The organism is Rhizobium sp. 57MFTsu3.2, from assembly GCF_012932765.1.
Classification (GTDB): domain Bacteria; phylum Pseudomonadota; class Alphaproteobacteria; order Rhizobiales; family Rhizobiaceae; genus Rhizobium; species Rhizobium altiplani.
In genome coordinates this window covers 18,511-43,753 of record NZ_JDWI01000038.1, presented here as the reverse complement: position 1 = coordinate 43,753, position 25,243 = coordinate 18,511, and the positions used below count along the sequence as shown (strand labels likewise).

At 59.9% G+C, this 25,243-nt stretch carries 24 protein-coding genes; 16 read left to right on the top strand and 8 right to left on the bottom strand.

Annotated elements, in window-relative coordinates; genetic code table 11:
- Positions 1-70: 70 nt before the first annotated feature.
- The 5 genes from AF71_RS27830 to hslV all read right to left on the bottom strand — a co-directional run bounded on the left by AF71_RS27830 (position 71) and on the right by hslV (position 6,803).
- Positions 71-2,239: a malate synthase G gene (locus AF71_RS27830; RefSeq protein WP_169683918.1), complete on the bottom strand. Its 2,169-nt coding sequence runs from the start codon at positions 2,237-2,239 to the stop codon at positions 71-73.
- Positions 2,240-2,328: 89 nt separating this feature from the next.
- On the bottom strand, positions 2,329-3,741 hold the full coding sequence (locus AF71_RS27825) for a cytochrome P450 (protein ID WP_169683917.1): 1,413 nt from the start codon (positions 3,739-3,741) through the stop codon (positions 2,329-2,331).
- Between the two features lie 52 nt (positions 3,742-3,793).
- Entirely contained in the window at positions 3,794-4,741 is a 948-nt protein-coding gene (locus AF71_RS27820; RefSeq protein ID WP_169683916.1) for a DUF1402 family protein, read from the bottom strand.
- 187 nt (positions 4,742-4,928) lie between these two features.
- A complete protein-coding gene (hslU, locus tag AF71_RS27815) occupies positions 4,929-6,236 on the bottom strand; it encodes an ATP-dependent protease ATPase subunit HslU (protein ID WP_018859443.1) in 1,308 nt (435 codons plus the stop codon).
- Positions 6,237-6,275: 39 nt separating this feature from the next.
- The gene (hslV, locus tag AF71_RS27810; RefSeq protein WP_018859442.1) at positions 6,276-6,803 is read right to left on the bottom strand and encodes an ATP-dependent protease subunit HslV; all 528 of its coding nucleotides are present in this window, start codon (positions 6,801-6,803) and stop codon (positions 6,276-6,278) included.
- Between the two features lie 178 nt (positions 6,804-6,981).
- Here hslV and hisB point away from each other — a divergent pair, with 178 nt between their 5' ends.
- The 7 genes from hisB to coaA are packed head-to-tail and all read left to right on the top strand — an operon-like array spanning position 6,982 to position 11,636.
- A complete protein-coding gene (gene hisB, locus AF71_RS27805; RefSeq protein WP_018859441.1) occupies positions 6,982-7,590 on the top strand; it encodes an imidazoleglycerol-phosphate dehydratase HisB in 609 nt (202 codons plus the stop codon).
- Positions 7,591-7,613: 23 nt separating this feature from the next.
- Positions 7,614-8,099 carry a DUF2628 domain-containing protein gene (locus tag AF71_RS27800; RefSeq protein ID WP_169683915.1) on the top strand — a complete coding sequence of 162 codons (486 nt, stop codon included), beginning with the start codon at positions 7,614-7,616 and terminating at the stop codon, positions 8,097-8,099.
- Positions 8,100-8,750 carry an imidazole glycerol phosphate synthase subunit HisH gene (hisH, locus tag AF71_RS27795; RefSeq protein ID WP_018859439.1) on the top strand — a complete coding sequence of 217 codons (651 nt, stop codon included), beginning with the start codon at positions 8,100-8,102 and terminating at the stop codon, positions 8,748-8,750. It abuts the gene before it with no gap.
- A 26-nt stretch (positions 8,751-8,776) separates the two neighbouring features.
- Positions 8,777-9,526, top strand: coding sequence for a 1-(5-phosphoribosyl)-5-[(5-phosphoribosylamino)methylideneamino]imidazole-4-carboxamide isomerase (hisA, locus tag AF71_RS27790; protein WP_018859438.1), 750 nt, complete (start codon positions 8,777-8,779; stop codon positions 9,524-9,526).
- Positions 9,523-10,305, top strand: a complete 783-nt coding sequence (gene hisF / locus AF71_RS27785; RefSeq protein WP_018859437.1) for an imidazole glycerol phosphate synthase subunit HisF — start codon at positions 9,523-9,525, stop codon at positions 10,303-10,305. Before hisA ends, hisF begins: the two co-directional genes overlap by 4 nt.
- 15 nt (positions 10,306-10,320) lie before the next feature.
- Complete coding sequence (locus tag AF71_RS27780) at positions 10,321-10,644, top strand: phosphoribosyl-ATP diphosphatase (protein ID WP_018859436.1); 324 nt, start codon at positions 10,321-10,323, stop codon at positions 10,642-10,644.
- The gene (gene coaA / locus AF71_RS27775) at positions 10,641-11,636 is read left to right on the top strand and encodes a type I pantothenate kinase (RefSeq protein ID WP_018859435.1); all 996 of its coding nucleotides are present in this window, start codon (positions 10,641-10,643) and stop codon (positions 11,634-11,636) included. Before AF71_RS27780 ends, coaA begins: the two co-directional genes overlap by 4 nt.
- On the opposite strand, the gene AF71_RS27770 is transcribed toward coaA, so the two are convergent.
- From AF71_RS27770 to AF71_RS27760, 3 genes are all read right to left on the bottom strand, one after another.
- The gene (locus AF71_RS27770) at positions 11,633-12,244 is read right to left on the bottom strand and encodes an alpha-ketoglutarate-dependent dioxygenase AlkB (RefSeq protein ID WP_169683914.1); all 612 of its coding nucleotides are present in this window, start codon (positions 12,242-12,244) and stop codon (positions 11,633-11,635) included. The genes coaA and AF71_RS27770 overlap by 4 nt on opposite strands.
- Before the next feature lies 1 nt (position 12,245).
- Positions 12,246-12,680: an alternative ribosome rescue aminoacyl-tRNA hydrolase ArfB gene (gene arfB, locus AF71_RS27765; protein WP_018859433.1), complete on the bottom strand. Its 435-nt coding sequence runs from the start codon at positions 12,678-12,680 to the stop codon at positions 12,246-12,248.
- A 96-nt stretch (positions 12,681-12,776) separates the two neighbouring features.
- Positions 12,777-14,387, bottom strand: coding sequence for a phosphoenolpyruvate carboxykinase (locus AF71_RS27760; protein WP_018859432.1), 1,611 nt, complete (start codon positions 14,385-14,387; stop codon positions 12,777-12,779).
- A 342-nt stretch (positions 14,388-14,729) separates the two neighbouring features.
- Between AF71_RS27760 and AF71_RS27755 the strand changes: the two genes are divergently transcribed.
- The 9 genes from AF71_RS27755 to AF71_RS27715 all read left to right on the top strand — a co-directional run bounded on the left by AF71_RS27755 (position 14,730) and on the right by AF71_RS27715 (position 25,242).
- The gene (locus tag AF71_RS27755) at positions 14,730-15,461 is read left to right on the top strand and encodes a response regulator transcription factor (RefSeq protein WP_192241849.1); all 732 of its coding nucleotides are present in this window, start codon (positions 14,730-14,732) and stop codon (positions 15,459-15,461) included.
- A 105-nt stretch (positions 15,462-15,566) separates the two neighbouring features.
- Positions 15,567-17,330 (top strand): sensor histidine kinase, encoded by a 1,764-nt coding sequence (locus AF71_RS27750; protein ID WP_245268010.1) that lies wholly within the window; start codon positions 15,567-15,569, stop codon positions 17,328-17,330.
- The gene (locus AF71_RS27745) at positions 17,327-17,779 is read left to right on the top strand and encodes a serine kinase of the HPr protein, regulates carbohydrate metabolism (protein WP_018859429.1); all 453 of its coding nucleotides are present in this window, start codon (positions 17,327-17,329) and stop codon (positions 17,777-17,779) included. The genes AF71_RS27750 and AF71_RS27745 overlap by 4 nt, the downstream gene beginning before the upstream one ends.
- Positions 17,780-17,932: 153 nt before the next feature.
- Positions 17,933-18,334, top strand: a complete 402-nt coding sequence (locus AF71_RS27740) for a PTS sugar transporter subunit IIA (RefSeq protein WP_007528763.1) — start codon at positions 17,933-17,935, stop codon at positions 18,332-18,334.
- Between the two features lie 16 nt (positions 18,335-18,350).
- A complete protein-coding gene (locus AF71_RS27735) occupies positions 18,351-18,626 on the top strand; it encodes an HPr family phosphocarrier protein (protein ID WP_018859428.1) in 276 nt (91 codons plus the stop codon).
- Positions 18,627-18,795: 169 nt separating this feature from the next.
- The gene (gene ahcY, locus AF71_RS27730; protein WP_018859427.1) at positions 18,796-20,196 is read left to right on the top strand and encodes an adenosylhomocysteinase; all 1,401 of its coding nucleotides are present in this window, start codon (positions 18,796-18,798) and stop codon (positions 20,194-20,196) included.
- Positions 20,197-20,400: 204 nt separating this feature from the next.
- Positions 20,401-22,983 (top strand): PAS domain-containing sensor histidine kinase, encoded by a 2,583-nt coding sequence (locus AF71_RS27725; protein WP_018859426.1) that lies wholly within the window; start codon positions 20,401-20,403, stop codon positions 22,981-22,983.
- The gene (locus tag AF71_RS27720) at positions 22,983-24,497 is read left to right on the top strand and encodes a bifunctional tRNA (adenosine(37)-N6)-threonylcarbamoyltransferase complex ATPase subunit type 1 TsaE/phosphotransferase (RefSeq protein ID WP_018859425.1); all 1,515 of its coding nucleotides are present in this window, start codon (positions 22,983-22,985) and stop codon (positions 24,495-24,497) included. The genes AF71_RS27725 and AF71_RS27720 overlap by 1 nt, the downstream gene beginning before the upstream one ends.
- Before the next feature lie 13 nt (positions 24,498-24,510).
- A complete protein-coding gene (locus tag AF71_RS27715; RefSeq protein ID WP_018859424.1) occupies positions 24,511-25,242 on the top strand; it encodes a nucleotidyltransferase family protein in 732 nt (243 codons plus the stop codon).
- The last annotated feature ends 1 nt before the right edge of the window (position 25,243 follow it).

The window sequence follows — 25,243 nt, the reverse complement described above, 5'->3', positions numbered from 1 at the left end:
TGTTGCCGAAATGGGGTATTAGAAAGGCCGCCGGAACATTCTTTCGGCGGCCTTTTCTACTGATTTGTTCTTAAGCCTGCTTGCCCTTCAGTTCGAGGCGGCGGCGATGGAGGACAGGCTCGGTATAGCCGTTCGGCTGTGCCCTGCCCTTCAAGACAAGATCGAGTGCCGCCTGGAAGGCGATCGAACCGTCGAAATCGGTTGCCATTGGCACGTAGGCGGGATCGGATGCATTCTGCTGGTCGACGACTGCGGCCATGCGCTTCATCGTCTCGGCAATCTGCGCTTCGGTCGTGACCTTATGATGCAGCCAATTGGCCATATGCTGGGCGGAGATTCGCAGCGTCGCGCGGTCTTCCATAAGGCCGATATTGTTGATGTCGGGCACCTTGGAGCAGCCGACGCCCTGATCGACCCAGCGGACAACGTAACCGAGAATGCCCTGGGCATTGTTGTCGAGTTCGCGCTGGATTTCCTCCGGCGTCCAATTCGGACGAACCGCTACGGGGACAGAAAGAATATCGGAGAGCTTGGCGCGCGCACGGTCCTTCAGACCCTGTTGAACGCGAGCGACGTTGATGCGGTGATAATGGGTCGCGTGCAGCGTCGCAGCGGTTGGGGACGGAACCCAGGCAGTATTGGCGCCGGCTTTCGGGTGCGCGATTTTCTGCTCCAGCATCGCCGCCATCAGATCCGGCATGGCCCACATCCCCTTGCCGATCTGCGCATGGCCGGAAAGACCGCATTCAAGGCCGATGTCGACGTTCCAGTTCTCGTAGGCGCCGATCCAGGCAGCCTGTTTCATATCGCCCTTGCGGATCATCGGCCCGGCTTCCATCGAGGTATGGATTTCATCGCCGGTGCGGTCCAGGAAACCGGTGTTAATGAAGACGACGCGTTCGCGGGCGGCGCGGATGCACTCCTTGAGATTGACGGTAGTGCGCCGCTCCTCGTCCATAATGCCCATCTTGATGGTATTGCGCGCCATGCCGAGGGCATCCTCGACGCGCGAAAAGATCTCGGCAGCGAAGGCGACTTCCTCGGGTCCATGCATCTTTGGCTTGACGACATAGACCGAACCGGCGCGGGAATTCTTGCGCCGGCCATTGGGGCCGACGTCGTAGAGCGCAATCATGCCGGTGATCATGGCGTCCATGATCCCTTCCGGCACTTCGTTGCCGTCACGATCGAGGATGGCGGGATTCGTCATGAGATGGCCGACGTTGCGCACGAGCATCAGCGACCGGCGATGCACTTCGAAGGGCGTACCGGTCGGGCCGCTGTACTCCAAATCGGGATTGAGCTTGCGGATGAAGCTCGAGCCACCCTTGGACACCTCCTCCTGCAGGTCGCCCTTCATGAGGCCGAGCCAATTGCGATAGACGACGACCTTGTCTTCGGCGTCAACTGCTGCAACCGAGTCCTCGCAGTCCATGATCGTCGTAATCGCCGATTCCAGCCAGACGTCGGAGATGTGCGCCGGATCGCTCTTGCCGATCGCGGTCGAGGCGTCGATGACGATGTCGATATGGATGCCGTTGTTCTTTAACAGGATCTGCGTCGGCGCCGCGGCATCGCCCAGATAGCCGGCAAAATGCGCCGCATCGGTCAGCGAAACATGCTCGCCGTCGGTCGAAGTGATGACGAGTGCACCATCCCTGACAGCAAAGGTCGCGACATCCTTCCAGTTCCAGCTGTCGAGCGGAGCAGCGGTATCGAGGAAATTGCGAACCCAGCCGATGACCTTCTCGCCGCGCTGCGGATTGTAGCTCTTGCCCTTTTCGGCGCCATCGCTCTCGGGAATCGCATCGGTCCCGTAAAGCGCATCGTAGAGCGAGCCCCAGCGCGCGTTGGCGGCGTTCAGCGCATAGCGCGCATTCATGACGGGAACGACGAGCTGCGGACCGGCGATCGAGGCGATCTCGGGATCAACGTTGGCGGTCGATACCTGAAAATCGGAGCCTTCCGGCAGGATATAGCCGATATCCCGCAGAAACGCCTGGTACGCTTCCATGTCGGTCGGCGCGCCATGCTGACGGTACCAATCATCGATTCGAAGCTGAAGTGCATCGCGCTTGGTAAGCAGTTCGCGGTTGCGCGGAGCCAGATCGTGAACGATGGCCGAGAAATCTGCAAAGAACTTGTCGGCATCGATCTGCAGGCCGGGCAACGCCTCCTTCACCAGGAACTCATGAAGGACGGCTTCAACAGCAAGACCGTTTTTATCGATGCGGCTCATTCAATGTCTCCCAAGACCACGGCAGCTTTTTCATGCTGCCACTTTGCGCGGCTTTCATTCATAGTCAATTATGCAATAATTCGAAAGATTTATGCCGCTACGGACAAAGACCGCGGCGTGACGCGCATCGGCAGGCCGTTTTGCGGCTGCGTCGTCAGTTTCTGAACCGGCCATGGCCTTGTCTTGTCCGTCATATCGAAGCGGAACCGGTGCATCAGCACGGCCAGAGCGATAACAGCCTCCTGCAGGGCAAAGGTCGCGCCGATGCAGACCCGCGGACCCGCGCCGAACGGGAGGAACTGGAAACGCCCGATCTTGGCGCGATTATCCGGCAGGAACCGTTCCGGGATATAGGCGCGTGGCTTGTCCCAATAGAGCTCGTGACGATGGAGCGTCCACGGCATGATGAGAACGGTGACTCCGGCCTCGATCTCGACCGTTTCGCCTTTCGCATCGGTCCAGCGATCGGCGGCGATGGCGGCGCGATTGATCGACGGCGCCGGCGGATAGAGCCGCAGCGCCTCCTCGAAGGCGGCACGCGTGTAAGGCATCAGATCGAGCCATTTTACCGGCTCGACATCCTGGGCCAGCACGCGATCGATCTCCTCCTCCATCGCCTCGCGGATGTGCGGCGTGTTGGCGACGCAATAGAGCGTCCAGGCGAGCGCCCGCGCCGTCGTTTCGTGGCCCGCGCCGATGAAGGTGAGAATATTGTCTTCGATCTCGTCGTTCGTCAGCCCGCCGGTTGCAGCCTGATCAAGGAGCAAGGTCAGAAAGTCGTCCGGCGCGGAGGCTCGATCGGCTTGCATACGCGCGAGCCGGGCATCCATGGTCTGGCGCACGATGTTTCGGAACTTGTCCAGCACCTTTTGACCGCCGATGCGGGTGACGCGCGGAACCCATGAGGGCGCGCGCAGGAGATCCATCGGGTCGACGCGCCCCATGCGGTGGAGGAGTGCGTTTACGTCGTCGGCAAAGCTATCGGAGGAGGTGACGATCTCGCCTGAGAACAGCGTATCGGCGAGCATGGCGAAGGTCAGTTCCGTCATGTCGGCGGCAATCTCGAAGACCTTGCCGTCTCTGCCAGCGGATTCGTATTTTATCGCGTAGTCCTCGGACTGGCGAAGCATCTGCCCGGCGAAGCCGTTTGCGTGGCGCGGCGTGAAGACCGGTGATACCGCCTTGCGGGATCGCTTCCAAACCTCTCCTTCCGCCGTCAGCAGGCCGTCACGCAGGATCGGGCGCAAGATGAGTTGGCGAATATCCGACATGCGGTAGTTCGTGGCATTGTCGACGAGAACATGGCGGATCAAACCGGGATCATTGACGATCAGGGTTCTTTCCCGAAAGAACCGTGTCTGGATCCACGGCAGCGTGTAGGAAGGCTCGCCCCAGAGCTCCAGCGGATTGCGCAGGATGGTGCGGATGATCTCAAGGCGGCTCGGTGGCACCGTGCGGGGCAACGGTGCCGGCGGTTCAAAGGGATCCGGACGCATGTCCATGAGAATTCAGCCTTTCGCGGAAGATTCTAAACTCTTCCCGGCAAGGCGGAAGCTAGAGCAGGCGCTCCAACTCGTCCAGCTTGTCGTTGACCAACCAGCCGTAATAGTTTTCCTCCGGCCAGACGGTTTCGCCTGAAGCGCGGTTCTTGGCCGCCAGGGCCGCCGCGCGCTGGCGCGAATTGCCGACATTATAGAGGGTGGCGGTCAGGCCCGGATTCTTGGAAATGTCCATGTCGGCGATCTGTTTGTAATCGTCGATCGAGCGGCGGATGGAGGCAGCGACGAAGGCAAGCGAGATATCGGGCTCCATGATTGCCTTGTAGACGGCACCGGCGTCCCTCTCGTTCACCTTTTCATAACCTGAGACCTTGGAGACGAGATCCGAGAGCATCAGCGCGGTCAGCGGGTTGATCTGGCCGAGGCCGAAGGTCTGACCAGCGTAGAAGGGCTGAAAGAAGACGGCACTGAAGCGGTTGTTCGGGTAGCTCTTGCCACCGACCGTCTTGCCTCGGAAGTCCCTTTCCCAGACGTCCTCACGGCAGCTCCACAACGTGTAGGAATCGCCCTTGCCGCTACATTCAGCAAACTCCGGCCGCTTGACGAAATCGTCCACGTCCTCGCCATCATAGGCGAAACGGAAACTCTGGCCGGCATAGGAAGCGGCCTTCACGTAATAGGATTGCAGGCGGTCATAGGCGTCGACATTGTAGGTATGCTCGCCGACGATCGCACCGACCACGTGGATCGGGTCGATGCCATAAGCGGCCGAAACTTTCTTGATCTTGCCCATCAGTTCGTGATCCGTGGCCAAGAGGTCACGGACCTTCTCGTATTTCCGATCGAACGAGCTCTTCGTGCCTTTGGTGCGACGAACCGAGGCGTCCGGAACATCCGGTTGCTCGGCATGACGATTACCTGACGGCACCACCTGCATGGCAAAAGCAGGCACCGAGGTCAGCACCGCAGCAACAATCAGGAGGCTTGTCATAAGGCGTCGCACGATCAGCATTCCCATCATTTTGGCATTGTCGCGAAGCGCGCTGACTGGACCACAATCTTGGCCGAATAATGCTGGCGCCGATAACGAGACGGGCCCTTCACTAAAAAGTAAAGGGCCCGCTGTCGAGAGTCCAAGCTGTCAAAATCGCGGCGTCACATCAGTAAGGACCGGACCCGATGCTTGTTCATCACAGAATGAACCGGGACAGATCTGTGTTCTGCGCCAGGTCACCGACGTGCTCTCGGACGTAGTCGGCGTCAATCGTCACGGTCGAGCCGCCGCGATCCGGAGCATTGAACGAGATTTCGTCCAGAACGCGCTCCATGACGGTCTGAAGGCGACGGGCGCCGATGTTTTCGACAGACGAATTCAAGTGGACGGCCACATCAGCCAGGGCATCAATGCCATTGTCAGTGAATTCGAGGGTGAGGCCTTCCGTTTCCATCAGCGCCTTGTACTGCCTGATAAGACTCGCCTCGGTTTCCGTCAGGATACGGCGGAAGTCTTCCTTTGTGAGCGCGCGCAGTTCGACGCGGATCGGCAGACGACCCTGCAATTCCGGCAACAGATCGGACGGCTTGGAGACATGGAATGCGCCGGAGGCGATGAAAAGGACGTGGTCCGTCTTCACCGGCCCGTACTTCGTCGACACCGTCGTTCCTTCGACCAGGGGAAGCAGGTCGCGCTGCACGCCTTCGCGCGAAACGCCGGCACCCATGCCGCCGTCGCGAGCGGCGATCTTGTCGATCTCGTCGAGGAAGACGATGCCGTCATTCTCGACCGCACGAACCGCCTCGCGCTGGATAACTTCGTTGTCGATCAGCTTGTCGGACTCGTCGCGGATCAGATCCGTGTAGGATGCCTTGACCGTCGTGCGGACCTTCTTGGTGCGGCCACCCATCGCCTTCCCGAACATTTCGGAGAGGTTGAGCACGCCGATATTTGCGCCCGGCATGCCGGGAATGTCGAAGCCACCCATGCCGGTACCGGTGTCGGCGATCTCGATATCGATCTCCTTGTCATCAAGTTCACCGTTGCGCAGCTTCTTGCGGAAGCTGTCACGGGTCGCCGGCGAGGCCGTGGCGCCGACGAGCGCATCGAGAACGCGTTCCTCGGCGCTCATATGCGCCTTTGCCTGCACTTCGCTCCGCTTCTTCTCGCGTGCGAGCCCGATGCCAACCTCGACGAGATCGCGGATGATCTGCTCCACGTCGCGTCCGACGTAACCGACTTCGGTGAACTTGGTCGCTTCAACCTTGATGAAGGGCGCGCCCGCCAGCTTGGCGAGACGGCGAGAGATTTCCGTCTTGCCGACACCGGTCGGGCCGATCATCAGGATGTTCTTTGGCATCACTTCGTCGCGTAGATCCGGATCGAGCTGGTGGCGACGCCAACGGTTGCGCAGCGCGATTGCCACCGCGCGCTTGGCCTCATGCTGGCCGATGATGTAGCGGTCAAGTTCGGAAACGATCTCGCGGGGGGAAAATGTGGTCATATCGAATATCCCATCGGGGCGTGAATCTTTGAAACCGGGTCAAGCTTCGGCGTCGAGCGTTTCCACCACCACATTATGGTTCGTGTAGACGCAAATATCGGCGGCAATATCGAGGGCGCGACGCGCGACCTCTTCGGCGGATTTGTCTGTGTCCATCAGGGCGCGGGCCGCAGCGAGCGCATAATTGCCACCCGAACCGATCGCCATGGCCCCGTGCTCCGGCTCGAGAACATCGCCGTTGCCTGTTATCGCCAGCGTCACCTGCTTGTCAGCGACGAGCATCATGGCTTCGAGGTTGCGGAGATACTTGTCCGTGCGCCAATCCTTGGCAAGCTCGACGGCGGCGCGCATCAGCTGCCCCGGATATTGCTCGAGCTTCTTTTCGAGGCGTTCGAGGAGCGTGAACGCATCCGCAGTGGCGCCTGCGAAACCGGCAATAACCTCGCCCTTGCCGATGCGCCGCACCTTGCGGGCGTTGCCCTTCATCACGGTCTGGCCGAGGCTTACCTGACCATCGCCGGCCATGATGACCTTACCGCCCTTTCGAACTGTAATAATCGTTGTCATCTATTCACCTTTGCCCGTCTGCCGGGCTTGTTGTGTCGGGCCGAACGCCGGCCCTGTCGAGCCCTATGTAAGTGCGTGAATGCCGATTGCAAATGGCGTCTTTTTCTGCTGCCGCGGTTCTGGATATTTCGCGGCACGCCTGATAAGGAACGCCCGTATTTCCCGATGGAGCAGCCTTATGGCCGAGACCGCAGCAAGCCGCACGGGTACCGTGTCCCGCAAGACGAACGAGACTTCGGTTTCCGTTTCCGTCAATCTCGACGGCACCGGAAAGTCGAAAATTTCGACTGGCGTCGGCTTCTTCGACCATATGCTCGACCAGCTGTCACGACATTCGCTGATCAACATGGAAATCGAGACCAAGGGCGATCTCCATATCGACGACCACCATACAGTGGAAGACACCGGTATCGCGATCGGCCAGGCGATTGCCAAGGCACTCGGCGACCGCCGCGGCATCACGCGCTATGCATCGATCGACCTCGCCATGGACGAGACGATGACGAAGGCAGCCGTCGACCTCTCCGGTCGCCCCTTCCTTGTCTGGAACGTCACCTTCAGTGCGCCGAAGATCGGCACGTTCGACACCGAACTCGTTCGCGAATTCTTCCAGGCGCTTGCCCAGAACGCCGGCATCACCTTGCATATTCTCAACCATTATGGTGCCAACAACCACCATATTGCAGAGACGTGCTTCAAGGCCGTTGCCCGCGCGCTGCGTACGGCGACAGAGATCGATCCGAGACAGGCGGGCCGTGTTCCCTCGACGAAGGGCACGCTCGTCTGAGCCCCCTGAGGGAGCTTGACGACATGACTTCCAGCTATCTGGTTCTGACTGCGCCTAGCGGAACAGACTCCAACCACGAGAAGACGCGCTTCATTCGCGACGGTTTTACCGTGCTCGGGTTTCTCTTCCCCTGGATATGGCTGGCCTTCCACCAGCTGTGGCTCTACGCCATCGCGGCATTTCTCCTGCAAAGCCTTGGCGGTGCGCTGGCAGACCGCGCAGACCTCTGGCCCGTCGGCGTTGCGATCACCTTCGGCACCAGTCTGCTGGTGGCGCTCGAGGGCCAGAATCTTCGCATCCGCAATCTGGTTGCGAAGGGCTGGGCTGAGGCCGACCTCGTTTCCGCCGACTCGCTGCAGACCGCAGAAGAAATCTACTTTTTGAATGTCCAGACCGACGCCGACGACAGCCGCCCGGCGCCGTCGCCGCAATGGGATCCCGCAGCCCATGCCCCGCGACACGGCAACGCCACCTCGCTCGGTCTCTTTGGTTTTGATGGAGGACGCTGAATGCGCGTCGCAATTATAGACTACGGTTCCGGCAACCTGCGTTCGGCGACGAAGGCCTTCGAACGGGCCGCACGGGAAGTCGGCATCGATGCCGTGATCGATCTGACCGACAAGGCCGAGGTTGTAGCCGCCGCCGATCGCGTGGTGCTGCCGGGTGTTGGCGCCTATGCCGACTGCCGACGCGGCCTCGATGCCGTTTCCGGCATGTCGGACGCTCTGATCGATGTGGTTGAGAAGAAGGCCCGGCCCTTCCTTGGTATTTGCGTCGGCATGCAGCTTATGTCATCGCGCGGTCTCGAGAAGACCGTCACGGATGGCTTTGGCTGGATACCCGGCGATGTCGTCGAAATGACGCCAGGTGATGCCAATCTGAAGATTCCACAGATCGGCTGGAATACGCTGGATCTGAAATCCCCCCACCCGTTGTTCGACGGCATTCCGACGGGGCCGAACGGGCTGCATGCCTATTTTGTGCATTCCTACCATCTGGCGGCGAAAAACCCCGCCGACGTGCTCGCGACGGCCGATTACGGCGGCCCGATCACCGCCTTCGTCGGTCGCGACAACATGGCCGGAGCCCAGTTCCATCCCGAAAAGAGCCAGAATCTCGGCCTCGCCCTGATTGCCAATTTCCTGCGCTGGAAGCCTTGAGCTCGCGCATTGCAAGGACTGACAGAATGATCCTATTTCCCGCAATCGACCTCAAGGATGGGCAGTGCGTTCGCCTCAAGCTTGGCGATATGGACCAGGCAACCGTCTACAATCCCGATCCCGGAGCCCAGGCGAAGGCCTTTGAAGACCAGGGATTCGAATGGCTGCATGTCGTTGACTTGAATGGCGCCTTTGCTGGCGAAAGCGTCAACGGCGCTGCTGTCGACGCGATCCTGAAGGCAACGAAGAACCCCGTTCAGCTTGGTGGCGGCATCCGTACACTCGACCATATCGAGAATTGGCTGTCGCGCGGCCTTGCCCGCGTCATTCTCGGAACGATCGCCGTGCGCGATCCTGCGCTCGTGATTGAAGCCTGCAAGAAGTTTCCCGGCCGTGTTGCTGTCGGAATCGATGCCAAGGGCGGCAAAGTCGCAGTCGAAGGTTGGGCCGAGGCCTCCGAGCTCGGCGTCATCGAGCTCGCGAAGAAGTTCGAGGGCGCCGGCGTTGCCGCGATCATCTACACCGACATCGACCGCGACGGCATCCTTGCCGGCATCAACTGGTCGTCGACGCTCGAGCTTGCCGAAGCCGTATCGATCCCCGTCATCGCGTCCGGCGGCCTTGCTTCGATCGAGGACGTGAAGCGGATGCTCGAGCTTGACGCACGCAAGCTCGAGGGTGCGATTTCCGGCCGCGCGCTCTATGATGGACGCATCGACCCGAAAGAAGCGCTGGCGCTGATTTCAGCCGCACGCGCAAAGGAGACTGCGCAATGACCCTCAAGGCTCGCGTCATTCCCTGCCTCGACGTCAAGGACGGCCGCGTCGTCAAGGGTGTCAACTTCGTCAATCTGGTAGATGCCGGAGACCCGGTCGAGGCCGCCAAGGCCTACGATGCCGCCGGCGCCGACGAACTTTGCTTTCTCGACATTACCGCTTCCTCGGACAATCGCGAGACGATCTTCGATGTCGTCGCTCGCACCGCCGAGCAATGCTTCATGCCTGTCACCGTCGGCGGCGGCGTTCGCACCATCGCTGACATTCGCAAGCTGCTGCTTTGTGGCGCGGACAAGATCTCTATCAACTCGGCCGCCGTCAACAATCCGGATTTCGTTGCGGAGGCCGCCGACAAGTTCGGCGACCAGTGCATCGTCGTCTCGATCGACGCCAAGCGGCGGACAGTGCCTGTCCAAGGCGATGTCAGCGCCTGGGAGATCTATACGCATGGTGGCCGCAATGCGACCGGCATCGATGCCGTGGATTTCGCTCGGAAAATGGTCGAGCGTGGCGCCGGCGAGCTGCTTGTTACCTCAATGGACCGGGACGGGACGAAGGTCGGCTACGATCTCGAACTGACGCGTGCCATAGCGGATTCGGTTCGGGTGCCGGTGATAGCTTCGGGCGGCGTCGGCGACCTCGATGATCTCGTGGCCGGGGTCAAGCAAGGACATGCCAATGCCGTTCTGGCTGCTTCGATCTTCCACTTTGGTACCTATTCCGTCGGGGAAGCGAAGCGCTATATGTCGTCGTGCGGCATCGACATGCGTCTGGACTGAGTGGAAAGCGGAATCATGAGCGAATTTACCCTCGCCGACCTGGAAAAGATCGTCGATGCGCGATCGAAGGCCTCTCCGGAAGAATCCTGGACGGCAAAGCTCGTTTCTGCCGGTCAGCCAAAAGCGGCCAAGAAACTCGGCGAAGAGGCGATCGAGACCGTGATGGCAGCGATCGCCGATGACCGCGAAAACCTTACCTATGAAGCCGCCGACCTGCTCTATCACCTATTGGTCGTATTGAAGGTCGCAGGCATTCCGTTGCAAAGTGTCATGGCGGAGCTTGAGCGCCGTACCGCTCAATCCGGCCTGAAAGAAAAGGCGAGCCGGCAAAGTTCATGAGTATCGCAAGACAGCTCATCGGAGCGCCCGAAACGCTCGATCATTTTCAGGCGAATGCCTATTCGCCCTATCACTTCTTTTCTTCCGAGGAATGGGCGCGCTTCCGGGCGGATACGCCGCTCACCCTGAAGGGGGACGAGGTCAAGCGGCTGCGCTCCATGGGCGACCCGATCGACCTCGATGAAGTGCGGCGCATCTATCTGTCGCTGTCGCGCCTTCTGTCGGCGCATGTGGAATCCTCGCAGCTGCTGTTCGAGCAGCGCAATCGCTTCCTCAGCCTCTCCAACGTCGCGAAGACTCCCTTCGTGATCGGCATCGCCGGCTCCGTGGCTGTCGGCAAATCGACGACCGCCCGTATCCTGAAGGAACTGCTGTCGCGCTGGCCGTCCAGTCCAAAGGTGGATCTTGTCACCACGGACGGCTTCCTGCACCCGAATGCCGTGCTGCAGCGTGAAAACCTGATGCAGCGCAAGGGTTTTCCCGAGAGCTACGACACCGGCGCGATCCTGCGTTTCCTGGCCGCGATCAAGGCTGGGCAGCCGAACGTCAAGGCACCGTCCTATTCGCATCTTGTCTATGACGTGCTGCCGAACGAGTACAAGATCGTCGATCGGCCGGATATTCTGATCTTCGAGGGCATCAACGTGCTGCAGTCGCGCGACCTGCCGGCTGGCGGCAAGATCGTTCCGATGGTTTCCGACTTCTTCGACTTCTCGATCTACATCGATGCGGATGAAAGCCGGATTCACGACTGGTATGTGACGCGTTTCCTGCGGCTGCGCGAAACGGCGTTTCGCGATCCCCACTCCTTCTTCCACCGCTATGCCTCGATCAGCGAGGAGGAAGCGCTGACGATTGCCGAAGGCCTCTGGGAAAACATCAACCTGAAGAACCTGCGGGAAAACATCCTCCCGACGCGCCCGCGTGCCGACCTTATCCTGCGCAAGGGCAACAATCACCTGATAGAACAGGTCGCATTGAGGAAGCTCTAGGCCGTTACCCGGCGAAGCGTCAGATTGATCCGGCCGCCACTCTTCAGCAAGGTCGACGTCGATGGATAGATCCTGTCGACGCCATGGAAGCAAAGGCGCCCTTCCGCACCCAAGATCACGACATCGCCGCTTGAGAGCTTGAAGGAAAGCGTGCGGTCGTCGCGCGCGAGGCCACCGACGCGAAACAGGCAGCTATTGCCGAGCGAGATCGACACAACAGGCGCTGCAAGGTCCTGTTCATCCTTGTCCTGATGCAGTCCCATGCGGGCCTCGTCGGAGTAGAAGTTGACGAGGCAGGCCTGTGGCGGCTTGTCATAGCCAGAGACGTCGCTCCAGATCTCGATCAATTCCACAGGCATGTCCGGCCAGGGCTTGCCCGTAACGGGGTGGGTCGGCTGATAGCGATAGCCGCGCTCCTTGTCGGTTACCCAACCGAGCGGTCCGCAATTCGTCATGCGCACTGACATCGGCTTGCCGGTGCCAGGCATGACGGGCACGAAGAGCGGCGCACCCGCCACGATCGACCTGACAATATCCACCAAAGCCTGCTGTCGCGGCCGGTCCAGATAAACAGGACGATGACTGACGCCGTTCGGAAGCTTCAGCATATCAATCTCCGAGCGGTCGCCCGCGCATCTTCTTCACCTCCGCACGGCCCGATTTCTCCTTCAGCCGGCGCTCGACCGACCCCTTTGTCGGCTTGGTTTTCTTGCGCGGTGGCGGTGGCGGTTTTGCCGCCTCGAGAATCAGTTCCTTCAGCCGCTCGCGCGCGTCTTCGCGGTTGCGATCCTGGCTGCGAAAGCGGCTTGCCTCGATCATCAACACGCCCTCTTTCGAGAGGCGCTTCCCGGCCAGTTTCACGGCATTCGCTTTCACCCGCTCCGTCAAGGACGGTGAGTTTGGGATGTTGAAGAAGAGCTGGACTGCTGTCGAGACCTTGTTGACGTTCTGCCCGCCGGGGCCGCCCGCCAGAACGAACTGCTCGGTCAACTCCCACCCGGCGATGATAATTCGATCGTTGATGTAAAGCGGTTCGCTGGCCATACATTTTCTATCTCACATCGGCCGGCCCTTGGGAACAGACAAAGAAACCCGGCGGAGACCGCCGGGTTTCACGTGAATCATCAATGTTTTGGCGCATCATTCAGCGGCGGCGCGAAACCCCGGAGCCGCATCGCGCACCCCGCCATCCACGTGGCCTTCGAACTTCGCGAAGTTCTCGATGAACATCGTCACGAGCTTGCTAGCCTGCGCATCATAGGCGACCGGATCCTGCCACGTAGAACGTGGATCGAGGATGGCCGTGTCAACGCCCGGCACCACAACGGGAACAGCAAAGCCGAAGTTCGGGTCGACGCGGCTGTCTGCCTTGCCGAGCTCACCCGAGAGTGCTGCGGCCAGCAGCGTGCGGGTCGCCTTGATCGGCATCCGCTTGCCGGTGCCGTAAGCCCCGCCGGTCCAGCCCGTGTTGACGAGCCAGCATTCAACGCCGTGGCGACCGATCAGATCCTTCAGCAAATTGCCGTATTCCGACGGATGGCGTGGCATGAACGGCGCGCCGAAGCAAGTCGAGAACGTCGCCTCCGGCTCGGTCACGCCCCGTTCGGTACCGGCCACCTTGGCGGTGTACCCGGAAAGGAAGTGGTACATGGCCTGATCCGGCGTCAGCTTAGCGATCGGCGGCATGACGCCGAAGGCATCGGCCGTCAGCATGATGATTGTCTTCGGGTGACCGGCGAGGCCGGTCTTGGAGGCGTTCGGAATGAAATCCAGTGGGTAGGCGCAGCGTGTGTTCTCCGTCAGCGAGCCGTCGTTGAAGTCGGGTTCGCGTTCATCGTTCAGAACGACGTTTTCGAGAATCGTGCCGAAGCGCTGCGTCGTTGCGTAGATTTCCGGTTCCGCTTCCGCCGAGAGACGGATCGTCTTGGCGTAGCAGCCGCCTTCGAAGTTGAAGATGCCATCCTCACCCCACCCGTGCTCGTCGTCGCCGATCAGCGTGCGGGCAGGATCCGCCGAAAGCGTCGTCTTGCCGGTGCCCGAAAGGCCGAAAAAGACAGCGGAATCCCCAGCCGGACCGACATTGGCCGAGCAGTGCATTGGCATGACGCCCTTTGCCGGGAGCAGGTAATTCAGCACGGTAAAGACCGACTTCTTCATCTCGCCGGCATAGAAGGTGCCGGCGATCAGCACTTCGCCATTCGTCAGGTCGCAAGCGATGACCGTTTCTGTGCGGCAGCCGTAACGCGCTGGATCGGCTTTGAAGGTCGGCAGGTTGATGATCGTCAGCTTCGGGACGAAGGATTCGAGCGTCGGGCGCTCTGGGCGGATCAGCAGGTTACGAATGAACAGCGAATGCCAGGCCAGCTCCGTGACAACACGGGTCGGCAGCGCGTTGTTTTCGTCAGCACCTCCGATGAGGTCCTGAACGAACAGATCCTTGCCGGCGGCATGCGCGAGCATGTCCTGCTTCAACAGCGCGAAGTGCTCCGGCGACATCGGCTTGTTGTTGTCCCACCAGATCTCGCCATCGGTTTTGGCGTCACGTACGACGAACTTGTCCCTCGGCGAACGGCCGGTGTGCTGGCCCGTCAGGGCCCGCAAGGCGCCATGGGCGGTCAGCTCAGCCTCACCCCGGCGAATCGATTCTTCATAGAGGGAGGCGGCGGTAAAGTTATAGCGAGCGCTGTTTGCGCTCCCCAAACCGATCGTCGCCAGCTCTATCGCCGGGTTGTGGACTCCGAACAGCTCCATGGTCTTTCCCTTCCCTTGAGGCTCGTGCCGTTAAGAACTGAGGCTGACCGTACGGGCTGGTTTTTTAAAACGCAAGAGCCGAAAATCTATAAAATGTAGTAATATCAAACTATTAATCGATTTAAATTTTTCCGCTTTATTTTAAATCGTTTGAATCAGAAGTCGCTCGTCAAATTGACAACACAGCCTTTGGTTGTCTTCAAAACTTTGCGACAATCCCACCCTTTATCTTTGCCACAATTTGTTCCACCTTTATCCCCATAAGCGCATCCGGTTCAGAAAGGCCGCCTGGGGGACCTTCAAAATTCCTGGAGACGCGCATAGATGACGGAGACGAATACCATGCCGACAATCGCGCTCGTTGATGACGACCGCAACATCCTCACCTCGGTGTCGATCGCACTTGAGGCTGAAGGATATAAGGTCGAGACTTATACGGACGGCGCTTCCGCCCTCGATGGTCTTCTCGCCCGCCCGCCGCAGCTTGCCATCTTCGACATCAAGATGCCGCGCATGGACGGCATGGAACTCCTGCGCCGCCTGCGACAGAAATCCGACATGCCGGTCATCTTCCTCACTTCTAAGGATGAGGAGATCGATGAGCTGTTCGGCCTGAAGATGGGCGCGGATGACTTTATTACCAAGCCATTCTCACAGCGCCTGCTGGTCGAGCGGGTGCGCGCTGTTCTGCGCCGTGCATCGAGCCGCGAGGCTGCCGCCGCAGCCGGCGGTGCCGCTCCAAAGCCGGGCACGGCACAACAGCTCGCTCGCTCACTCGAGCGCGGTCAGCTGGTCATGGACCAGGAACGCCACACCTGCACCTGGAAAGGCGAGCCGGTGACGCTAACGGTCACCGAATTCCTCATCCTGCATTCGTTGGCCCAGCGTCCGGGGGTCGTCAAAAGCCGTGACGCGCTGATGGACGCGGCTTATGACGAGCAGGTCTATGTCGACGATCGCACCATCGACAGCCACATCAAGCGGCTTCGCAAGAAATTCAAGATGGTCGATATCGACTTTGATATGATTGAAACGCTTTACGGAGTGGGATACCGCTTCCGCGAAGCAGCCTGACGCCCAAGCGGCGCGGCATCTGAGAATTGTCGAGAGTGGTGATCGCGAAAGCGACCCGCTCTCCGAAAGGGCCTATCGTTGGCGCAGTTGGTGCAGGAAAGGGATCTGGATGAGGCGGAAGGCGTAAGCAGCCGCCGCGTCAGGGGACGCCGTTGGTCGCATCCCTTCACGATCATCCGCCGCATCTTCGGCAACGCCGTCTTTTCGAGCCTCACGCGTCGCATCCTGTTCTTCAATCTCGCGGCGCTTGTCGTTCTCGTCGGTGGCATTCTCTATCTCAATCAGTTTCGCGAAGGGCTGATCGATGCCCGCGTCGAAAGCCTTCTGACGCAGGGCGAAATCATCGCCGGTGCCGTCTCGGCCTCGGCCTCAGTCGACACCAACTCGATCACCATCGACCCGGAAAAGCTGCTCGAACTGCAGGCCGGGCAGAGCATTACGCCAGTTCCGAACGACGAGGACCTCGAGTTCCCGATCGATCCGGAGAAGGTCGCGCCGGTCCTGCGCCGTCTGATTTCGCCGACCAGAACCCGGGCGCGGATTTTCGACGCTGACGCCAACCTGCTGCTCGATTCGCGCCACCTCTATTCACGCGGTCAGGTCCTGCGCTTTGATCTGCCGCCGGTCGATGACGAAGAACAGACCTGGGGCCAGTGGTTCACGACCATCTTCAACAAGGTCCTGCAGCCTGGAAATCTGCCTCTCTACAAGGAAGCCCCGGGCGGCGACGGCTCTATTTATCCGGAAGTGATGAACGCGCTGACCGGCGTGCGCGGCGCTGTGGTTCGCACCACCGAGAAGGGCGAGCTGATCGTGTCGGTCGCCGTTCCGATCCAGCGCTTCCGCGCCGTCCTTGGCGTGCTGCTATTGTCGACGCAGGCCGGAGATATCGACAACATCGTCCACGCCGAGCGCCTGGGCATCATGCGCGTGTTCGGGGTCGCGACCCTCGTCAACGTTCTCTTGTCTCTCGTCCTCTCGTCGACGATCGCCAATCCCTTGCGGCGTCTGTCGGCGGCCGCCATTCGTGTCCGCCGCGGCGCGAGGGAGCGCGAGGAAATCCCGGACTTTTCGGCACGTCAGGACGAGATCGGTAACCTTTCCATTGCTCTGCGCGAGATGACGACGGCTCTCTACGATCGCATCGACGCGATCGAAAGCTTCGCGGCCGACGTCAGCCACGAACTGAAGAACCCGCTGACGTCGCTTCGCAGCGCCGTCGAGACGCTACCGCTCGCCAAAACGGACGAGTCCAAAAAGCGGCTTCTCGATGTTATCCAGCACGATGTTCGCCGCCTCGACCGCCTGATCAGCGACATTTCCGACGCCTCCCGCCTCGATGCGGAATTGGCGCGGGTCGATGCAGGTTCGGTCGATCTGGAGATTTTGCTTCGCGACCTCATCGACGTGTCGCGGCAAATCCGCAATCGCAAAAAGGAAGTGCAGATCGAATTCGCGATCGAGCGCAAACCGGGCGTCAAGACGCGCTTCGTGGTAAACGGCCACGACTTGCGCATCGGGCAGGTCGTCACCAACCTCATCGAGAACGCCCGCTCCTTCGTTCCTGAACACGATGGCAAGATCACCGTGCGGCTGGTCAGAACCCGCTCGCGCTGCATTGTCTATATCGAAGACAACGGCCCTGGCATCCAGGCAGAGAATATCGATCGCATCTTCGAGCGCTTCTATACCGACCGACCGGAGTCGGAAGGCTTCGGGCAGAATTCGGGCCTCGGCCTATCGATCAGTCGCCAGATTGCCGAAGCGCATGGTGGTTCGCTGCGCGCGGAGAACATTATCGATCCCGAGAGCGAGAAGCTGCTTGGAGCACGCTTCATTCTCGCTCTTCCCGCCGATACCACCGTATGACGGGCGCGCCTTCAAACATCCACGCAACGGCCATCGTCGTCGGCACGACCGGCCTTCTCTTCATGGGTCCCTCCGGCTGGGGAAAGTCGATGCTGGCCTTCGCCTGCATCAATGAAGCACAGCGCATGGGCATCTATTCCGTGCTCGTCGCCGACGATCAGGTGCTCATCTCCAAAGGAGACGAAACCGTGATTGCGACCTGCCCCGCGTCGATCTGCGGTTTGATCGAACTCCGCGGCACCGGCATCGTCCGAGTACCTCATATTGCAAGCGCCGTGATGCATTACGCTGTGCTTCCGGCAAGCGCGTCGGGAGAGAAACGGTTGCCGCCGGAAGGAGAGCAGACAACTATTGCTGGCAGCATAAATCTGCCGGTCATTCGGTTGCTGGCTAATACTCCGTTGCCGCTGGCGATACTGATGGCAAAAGCGCCCGATATTGGCCAGTAATGCCCGCGAAATTGGCAAATCCTGCCCTAAAAGTCGTATTTTTGTCTTGCACTTCGGCTTTTCATCGCCAAGATGTGCCCCCACGGTGGACGCGATTGCTGCATTGCGATATTGGGGCCACCGTTTGCATACGCCACTAGGAGCAGTAATATCATGATCGGACTTGTGCTTGTCACTCATGGCAAGCTGGCTGAAGAGTTTCGTCATGCGGTCGAACATGTCGTCGGTCCTCAGAAATTCATCGAAACGGTCTGTATCGGTCCCGAAGACGACATGGATCAAAGGCGACAAGACATCCTGGAAGCAGTGTCACGCGCCGACGACGGCCACGGAGTCGTCATCCTCACCGACATGTTCGGGGGCACCCCCTCCAACCTGGCAATATCCGTCATGAGCAGTGGCCACACCGAAGTCATCGCTGGCATGAATCTGCCGATGCTGATCAAACTTGCCGGGGTACGCGGCGAGAACAATATGGAAAAGGCACTTGTCGAAGCGTCCGAAGCCGGACGGAAATACATCAACGTCGCCAGCCGCGTCCTCAGCGGCAAATAGTGAGCACATTGCGCCCATGACGGCACTCTCCCGAGAAATTCTGATCATCAACAAGCGCGGACTGCACGCACGCGCTTCGGCAAAGTTCGTACAGCTGGTCGAGAATTTCGATGCCGCGATCACCGTATCGAAAGACGGAATGACGGTCGGCGGGACATCGATCATGGGATTGATGATGCTGGCCGCGAGCCCCGGTTCCAGCGTCCTAGTCTCCGCCAGCGGCAATCAGGCCGCACAGGCGCTTGATGCTCTCGACGAACTGATCCAGAACCGGTTCGGCGAGGAAATTTGAGCCGCTTGCAGCTCATATAAACATATAAAGACTTCTTTATATCATTATTGCCTTCGTCATAGAAGCCTGCTAAACGGCCATCCTAGCCGCGCATGCCGCGTGGATGCTTTCTGGCGCACATACGCTTGCGCCTTCGAATTTTGAGCCGCTTTTCAGCCTGGAGAACCCAATGAGCACTGAAAAAGATTATGTCGTCGCCGACATCGGCCTCGCGGACTTCGGCCGCAAGGAAATCACGATCGCAGAAACCGAGATGCCGGGCCTGATGGCCTGCCGCGCCGAATTCGGCGAAGCAAAGCCGCTGAAGGGCGCGCGCATCACCGGCTCGCTGCACATGACGATCCAGACGGCCGTTCTCATCGAGACGTTGGTCGCGCTCGGCGCCGAAGTTCGCTGGGCTTCGTGCAACATCTTCTCGACGCAGGATCATGCCGCAGCCGCAATCGCTGCTGCCGGCGTTCCGGTTTTCGCCATCAAGGGCGAGTCGCTGGAAGACTACTGGGTCTACACTGACAAGATCTTCCAGTGGGCCGATGGCGGCCTCTCCAACATGATCCTCGATGACGGCGGCGACGCCACCATGTACATCCTTCTCGGCGCCCGCGCCGAAGCCGGCGAGGACGTGCTCTCCAAGCCGCATTCCGAAGAAGAAGAAATCCTTTTCGCACAGATCAAGAAGCGTCTTGCCGCTTCGCCGGGCTGGTTCACCAAGCAGCGCGATGCGATCAAGGGCGTAACCGAAGAAACCACGACCGGCGTGAACCGTCTGTATCAGTTGAGCCAGAAGGGCCTCCTGCCCTTCCCGGCGATCAACGTCAACGACTCGGTCACCAAGTCGAAGTTCGACAACAAGTACGGCTGCAAGGAATCGCTAGTCGATGGCATCCGCCGCGGCACCGACGTGATGATGGCAGGCAAGGTCGCCGTCGTCTGCGGCTACGGCGACGTCGGCAAGGGCTCGGCTGCTTCGCTCCAAGGCGCTGGCGCCCGCGTCAAGGTCACGGAAGTGGATCCGATCTGCGCGCTGCAGGCTGCCATGGACGGTTTCGAAGTCGTCACTCTCGAAGACGTGGTGTCTTCGGCAGACATCTTCATCACCACGACCGGCAACAAGGACGTCATCCGCATCGACCACATGCGTCAGATGAAGGACATGGCAATCGTCGGCAACATCGGCCACTTCGACAACGAAATCGAAGTTGCGGCACTGCGTAACCTCAAGTGGACCAACATCAAGCCGCAGGTCGACCTCATCGAGTTCCCGAAGGGCAACCGCATCATCCTTCTGTCTGAAGGTCGCCTGCTCAACCTCGGCAACGCCACCGGCCATCCGTCCTTCGTCATGTCCGCGTCCTTCACCAACCAGACGCTGGCCCAGATCGAGCTTTTCACCAAGCCCGGCCAGTACCAGAACCAGGTCTACATCCTGCCGAAGCATCTCGATGAGAAGGTTGCACGCCTTCATCTCGACAAGCTTGGCGTGAAGCTGACGCAGCTTTCGGAAGAACAGGCCTCCTACATCGGCGTGAAGCCACAGGGCCCATTCAAGGCCGACCACTACCGATATTAATCACGAGATCAATATCCACAACATCTAGAGGGCGTCGCATTGACAAATGCGTCGCCCTTATTTTTTGGCACACATCTTCCCGCAGATTCCCTTCCGAAGTATTGTTTTAACACTCGATTCGTGGCCACGGACGTGTCCGTTTGCTTCGAAAATGGGATGTCTTGTCGTGATGGCGGCACATTAAGGGACGGAGACATACCGCGCATGTCGGAAATGATGCACAGCCTGGTCGAACAGGCAGAGGATGGCGTTCACGCTGACCCCTGCCCGCTCCGTTCGGGCGAACGGAAACCTGCCGGCACTTCAAGGGCCGTCGCCGAGAAGCCGGGACTATTGGCTCATGTGGCGCGGATTTTTGCGGCCGGCACTGCAATGACATCGATTGCGCAGCCGGTTCTAGCGCAGGTCGAAGCCGAGGCTGTCACATCCGCGCATCTTTTCACCTCGTCGCAGGTTGTCGGCCTTTCCGTCGTCATCGGCGTGATCTCCGCCGCGCTGCTTTCCACCCTTTGGGTCGTGCGGCAGCGTGGGAATATGGAAAGCGAAAGCCGGGAGATCCGCTCGGCACTCTCCGATGCGCAGCAGCGCATCTCGCAATATCAGGCACTGATTGCAGACAAGAATCGCCGGATCGTGATCTGGGATGGCAACGAGCGCCCTGAGCTTATCGGTCAGCTGCCTCCCGAAACCGGCGCGCCGCAGGACAACGAATTCCTCGCCTTCGGCCTGTGGCTGAAGTCGCGCTCCGCATCTGAGCTCGAGCGCGCGATCGACCGTCTGCGCGGGGCAGCCCATAGCTTCGACATGGTCGTTGAAACTCACCGGGAGGAGATCCTGGAAGCGCAAGGCCGGGTTTCCGGAGGCCGCGCATTCGTCCGTTTTGTAGCGCTGAACAATCTTCGCGCCGAGCTTGCTGAGCTTAAGATCGAGCGGGACAGACTGTTGTCCTCGATCTCGGCGTTTCAAAGCATGCTCGACGCAATCGATCTTCCGGCATGGCAGCGTGACACCGAAGGTCGGCTGACCTGGGTCAATCACGCTTACGGCGACGCGGTCGAGGCGCCCACGCCAGATCAGGCGGTCAACGAGGGCCGCGAGTTCCTGACCACCGTTGCCCGCGAGCGCATCCGTGCCACGGCGACGGCCGAGTCACCATTCCACGACAAGATCTCGACCGTGGTGCGCGGCAACCGCACCTTCTTCGACGTTGTCGATGTGAAGGTCCCAAGCGGCTCCGCCGGCATTGCCGTCGACGTTTCCGGCATCGAGACTGTTCGCGCCGAGCTTGAGCGGACCCTGAAAAGCCACGCCGAAACACTCGACCATCTCGCAACGCCCGTTGCAATTTTCGACGGCGACCGACGGCTGCAGTTTTACAATCAGGCCTTCGTCTCGCTCTGGGAGCTTGATATCGCTTTCCTCGAGAGCCGGCCCGACAATGCGGAATTGCTGGAGCGCCTGCGCGCCGCGAAGAAGCTGCCGGACCAACTGAACTGGAAATCCTGGAAGGAAACCGCGCTCTCTGTCTATCGAGCGATTGATACCCAATCGGATTTGTGGCACCTGCCGAACGGCCAGACGCTCCGCGTATTCGCGACAGCGCATCCGCAAGGCGGTGCCACCTGGGTATTCGAAAACCTCACCGAGCAGGTCGACCTCGAGACGCGCTACAACACGCTTCTCAAGGTGCAGGGCGAGACGATTGACCACCTTTCGGAAGGCGTTGCCGTCTTTGGACCTGATGGGCGCATGCGCCTTTCCAATCCCGCCTTCCGTGCGCTCTGGGGAATCACGGAAGCGGAGGCCAAGCCCGGCACGCATATCCGCGCCCTTGGCGAGGCGTGCTCTCAATCATATGACCGTCCGGACGGATGGAGGACCTTCGCTGAGCTGATCACCAGCTTCGACGACGAGCGCCGCTCCAGCCAGGGAACGCTCGAGCTGTTCTCGGGTCTCGTGCTCGACTATGCTGTCATCCCGCTGCCGAATGCGCAGACGATGCTGACCTTCGTCAACATGACCGACAGCGTCCGTGCTGAGCGCGCCCTGACGGAAAAGAACGAAGCACTGCGCAAGGCAGACGAGCTTAAGAACGACTTCGTCCAGCATGTCTCGTATGAGCTGCGCTCGCCGCTGACCAACATTATTGGTTTTACCGACCTGCTGCGCACGCCGGGACTCGGACCGCTGAACGACCGGCAGGCTGAATATATCGATCACATCTCGACCTCTTCTTCGGTGCTGCTGACGCTGGTCAACGACATCCTCGATCTTGCCACGGTCGACGCCGGAATCATGCGGCTGAGCTACTCGTCGATTGATCTTGGCGACCTGCTCGACGACGTATCGATGCAGATTGCCGACAGGCTGCAGGAAAGCGGCGTGACGCTGGAGATTACCGCTCCGGCGCATCTGGGCTCGATCGTCGCTGACCCGCAAAGACTGAAGCAGATCCTCGTCAAGCTGCTCTCCAACGCAGCCAATTTCTCTCCGGAGGGTTCGTCAATCTCGCTCGAATGCCGGCGTGAAGGGATGGATTTCGTCTTCTCCGTCAGCGATCGCGGTCCTGGTATTTCGCAGGATATGATCGCCAATGTGTTTGATCGATTCGCGACCGGCGCTAAGAGCGGCAAGAGGGGCGGCGCGGGACTTGGGCTGTCGATCGTCGACAGCTTTGTCAGCCTTCACCATGGGACGGTCACCATTGACAGCCAGCCGGGCAAGGGCACGATCGTGACCTGCCGGATTCCTTCGGTCGATCTTCCGACGTCCGTCGCAGCCGAATGATGTCGGGCACTCCTGTCATTTCTCTCTTCCTGAAGGATGAGGCGGAAACAATCCGCTTTGGAGAGGACCTGGCGTTGGCGCTGAAACGCGGCGACTGCCTTGCCCTTTCGGGCGACCTCGGGGCCGGGAAATCGTCGCTCGCGCGCGCATTCCTGCGTGCGATGGCGGATGATGACGAACTCGACGTGCCAAGCCCCACCTTCACCCTGGTGCAAGCCTACGACCTGCGCATACCGGTCGCGCATTTCGACCTGTACCGTCTCGGCGATCCGGCCGAACTCACCGAACTCGGCTTCGACGAAGCACTCCAGGACGGCATCTGCCTCGTCGAGTGGCCTGAGATGGCAAGCGACGAGCTGCCGGCAGACCGCATTGCGCTCAAGCTGGAGCACGAGGGCCTGGGTCGAAGGGTGACCATTGCGGCCCCGGAAAAACAGGCTGCCCGGATCCGACGCGTCCTGGCCATACGTGATTTCATCGATACAGCGGGATACACCAATGCGAAGCGTCGTTTTCTGACAGGCGATGCCTCGCTTCGAGCCTACGAGGCAGTCTATGCCGGTGATGGGAATCGACGCGTGCTGATGGATTGGCCACCGTTGCCGGAAGGGCCGCCGGTCCTGGATGGCAAGCCATATCCGAAGGTCGCGCATATCGCCGAGAATGCCTATCCTTTCGTTGCCATTGCCAATGTGCTCCGACAGGAGGGTTTTGCTGCACCGGAGATCTACCAGGTCGACTACGACCAAGGCATCCTGCTTCTGGAGGACCTTGGCACCGACGGCGTCCTGGATTTGCAAGGTCAGCCCATCGCCGACCGCTACCGGGCGAGCGTTGCCTGCCTGGCGCATCTGCACTCGCTGACGATCCCGCAGGACATTCGCGTCACCGACAGCCACGTCCACCACATCCCCGACTTCGATCGGACGGCGATGAAGATGGAGGTACGTCTCGTTCTCGATTGGCATTTGCCCTGGAAGCGTGGCCGTACCGCCGCCAGTGGCGCCGAGCGCGATGAATACCTCGCGATCTGGGACAGGCTGATCGACGAACTTGAAGCCTCCGAAAAAAGCCTTCTCCTCCGCGATTTCCACTCGCCGAACATTATCTGGCGCGACAACGAGCGTGGGATAGCGCGCGTCGGACTGATTGATTTCCAGGACGCGATGATCGGCCCCACAGCCTACGATCTCGCTTCAATCGTGCAGGATGCGCGCGTCACGGTCCCGCCCGATCTGTTCCGGCAATTGATGGACGACTATCTATCTCTGCGCAGAACAGAGGGTGGCTTCGATGAGGCTCGTTTCCTGAAGAGTTGGGCAATCATGTCTGCACAACGCAATTGCAAGCTTGCCGGCCTCTGGGTTCGCTTGATGCAACGAGACGGAAAACCTGGCTATATGAGGCATATGCCGCGCACCCTGTCCTATCTTTCCGTTGCGCTGGAACATGAAACGCTTGCCCCCTTGCGCGACTGGTGCGTAAGGGCTGGAATAGTACCAAGCGAATCATAATTTCTCGGATCAGATGAGCATCAAGCAAGCCATGGTTCTCGCTGCAGGTCTTGGAACCCGCATGCGGCCGATCACCGACACCATCCCGAAGCCGCTCGTGAAGATCGACGGCAAGGCGATGATCGATTACGCGCTCGATTCGCTTGCGGAAGCCGGTGTCGAAAGGGTCGTGGTCAATATTCATCACCACGCCGATCAGATGCTGGCGCACCTGGCTTCATACAAAGACCTCGAGATCATCATCTCCGACGAACGTGAGAAGCTGTTGAACAACGGCGGCGGCCTTGCGAAGGGCTTGAAGCTGCTTAATCCCGGCAAGGTTTTTGTCACGAATGCCGACCTCTTCTGGATCGGAGAACGCCGCGGCGTTCCCAGCAACCTGACACGCTTAGCCGGATTCTTCCGACCGGAAGAGATGGACATGGCTATGCTTTGCGTGAAACTGGAAGACACGACCGGGCACAACGGAAAGAACGACTTCAACATGGCGCGGGATGGCCGGTTGACGCGTTTCTTCGACTCGGGTCCCTGCCCAATTGTCTATGCCGGCGCCATTGCAATGGACACGTCGTTTCTCGATGACGCGCCAGCCGATCCATTCAACCTCAATCTCTATTTTGACAAGGCGATAGCTCGCGGCCGGCTCTACGGTACCGTACTCGAAGGACACTGGCTTACTGTCGGCACGCCGGAAGCGATTGGTGAAGCGGAGGAAACGATCCGGCGATACCGGACGTTTGCATGAC

Excerpts from the sequence above, each read along its gene's own strand:
- hslU (WP_018859443.1), bottom strand. The coding sequence starts at position 6,236 with ATGACCACATTTTCCCCCCGCGAGATCGTTTCCGAACTTGACCGCTAC.
- AF71_RS27715 (WP_018859424.1), top strand. The coding sequence starts at position 24,511 with ATGAGCATCAAGCAAGCCATGGTTCTCGCTGCAGGTCTTGGAACCCGC.
- AF71_RS27780 (WP_018859436.1), top strand. The coding sequence starts at position 10,321 with ATGAGCGAATTTACCCTCGCCGACCTGGAAAAGATCGTCGATGCGCGA.
- AF71_RS27745 (WP_018859429.1), top strand. The coding sequence starts at position 17,327 with ATGACGGGCGCGCCTTCAAACATCCACGCAACGGCCATCGTCGTCGGC.
- AF71_RS27825 (WP_169683917.1), bottom strand. The coding sequence starts at position 3,741 with ATGGACATGCGTCCGGATCCCTTTGAACCGCCGGCACCGTTGCCCCGC.
- hisF (WP_018859437.1), top strand. The coding sequence starts at position 9,523 with ATGACCCTCAAGGCTCGCGTCATTCCCTGCCTCGACGTCAAGGACGGC.
- AF71_RS27755 (WP_192241849.1), top strand. The coding sequence starts at position 14,730 with ATGCCGACAATCGCGCTCGTTGATGACGACCGCAACATCCTCACCTCG.
- coaA (WP_018859435.1), top strand. The coding sequence starts at position 10,641 with ATGAGTATCGCAAGACAGCTCATCGGAGCGCCCGAAACGCTCGATCAT.
- AF71_RS27740 (WP_007528763.1), top strand. The coding sequence starts at position 17,933 with ATGATCGGACTTGTGCTTGTCACTCATGGCAAGCTGGCTGAAGAGTTT.
- hslV (WP_018859442.1), bottom strand. The coding sequence starts at position 6,803 with ATGACAACGATTATTACAGTTCGAAAGGGCGGTAAGGTCATCATGGCC.
- AF71_RS27770 (WP_169683914.1), bottom strand. The coding sequence starts at position 12,244 with ATGCTGAAGCTTCCGAACGGCGTCAGTCATCGTCCTGTTTATCTGGAC.
- AF71_RS27800 (WP_169683915.1), top strand. The coding sequence starts at position 7,614 with ATGACTTCCAGCTATCTGGTTCTGACTGCGCCTAGCGGAACAGACTCC.
- arfB (WP_018859433.1), bottom strand. The coding sequence starts at position 12,680 with ATGGCCAGCGAACCGCTTTACATCAACGATCGAATTATCATCGCCGGG.
- AF71_RS27735 (WP_018859428.1), top strand. The coding sequence starts at position 18,351 with ATGACGGCACTCTCCCGAGAAATTCTGATCATCAACAAGCGCGGACTG.
- AF71_RS27720 (WP_018859425.1), top strand. The coding sequence starts at position 22,983 with ATGTCGGGCACTCCTGTCATTTCTCTCTTCCTGAAGGATGAGGCGGAA.
- AF71_RS27830 (WP_169683918.1), bottom strand. The coding sequence starts at position 2,239 with ATGAGCCGCATCGATAAAAACGGTCTTGCTGTTGAAGCCGTCCTTCAT.
- AF71_RS27760 (WP_018859432.1), bottom strand. The coding sequence starts at position 14,387 with ATGGAGCTGTTCGGAGTCCACAACCCGGCGATAGAGCTGGCGACGATC.
- hisB (WP_018859441.1), top strand. The coding sequence starts at position 6,982 with ATGGCCGAGACCGCAGCAAGCCGCACGGGTACCGTGTCCCGCAAGACG.
- AF71_RS27725 (WP_018859426.1), top strand. The coding sequence starts at position 20,401 with ATGTCGGAAATGATGCACAGCCTGGTCGAACAGGCAGAGGATGGCGTT.
- hisH (WP_018859439.1), top strand. The coding sequence starts at position 8,100 with ATGCGCGTCGCAATTATAGACTACGGTTCCGGCAACCTGCGTTCGGCG.
- ahcY (WP_018859427.1), top strand. The coding sequence starts at position 18,796 with ATGAGCACTGAAAAAGATTATGTCGTCGCCGACATCGGCCTCGCGGAC.
- hisA (WP_018859438.1), top strand. The coding sequence starts at position 8,777 with ATGATCCTATTTCCCGCAATCGACCTCAAGGATGGGCAGTGCGTTCGC.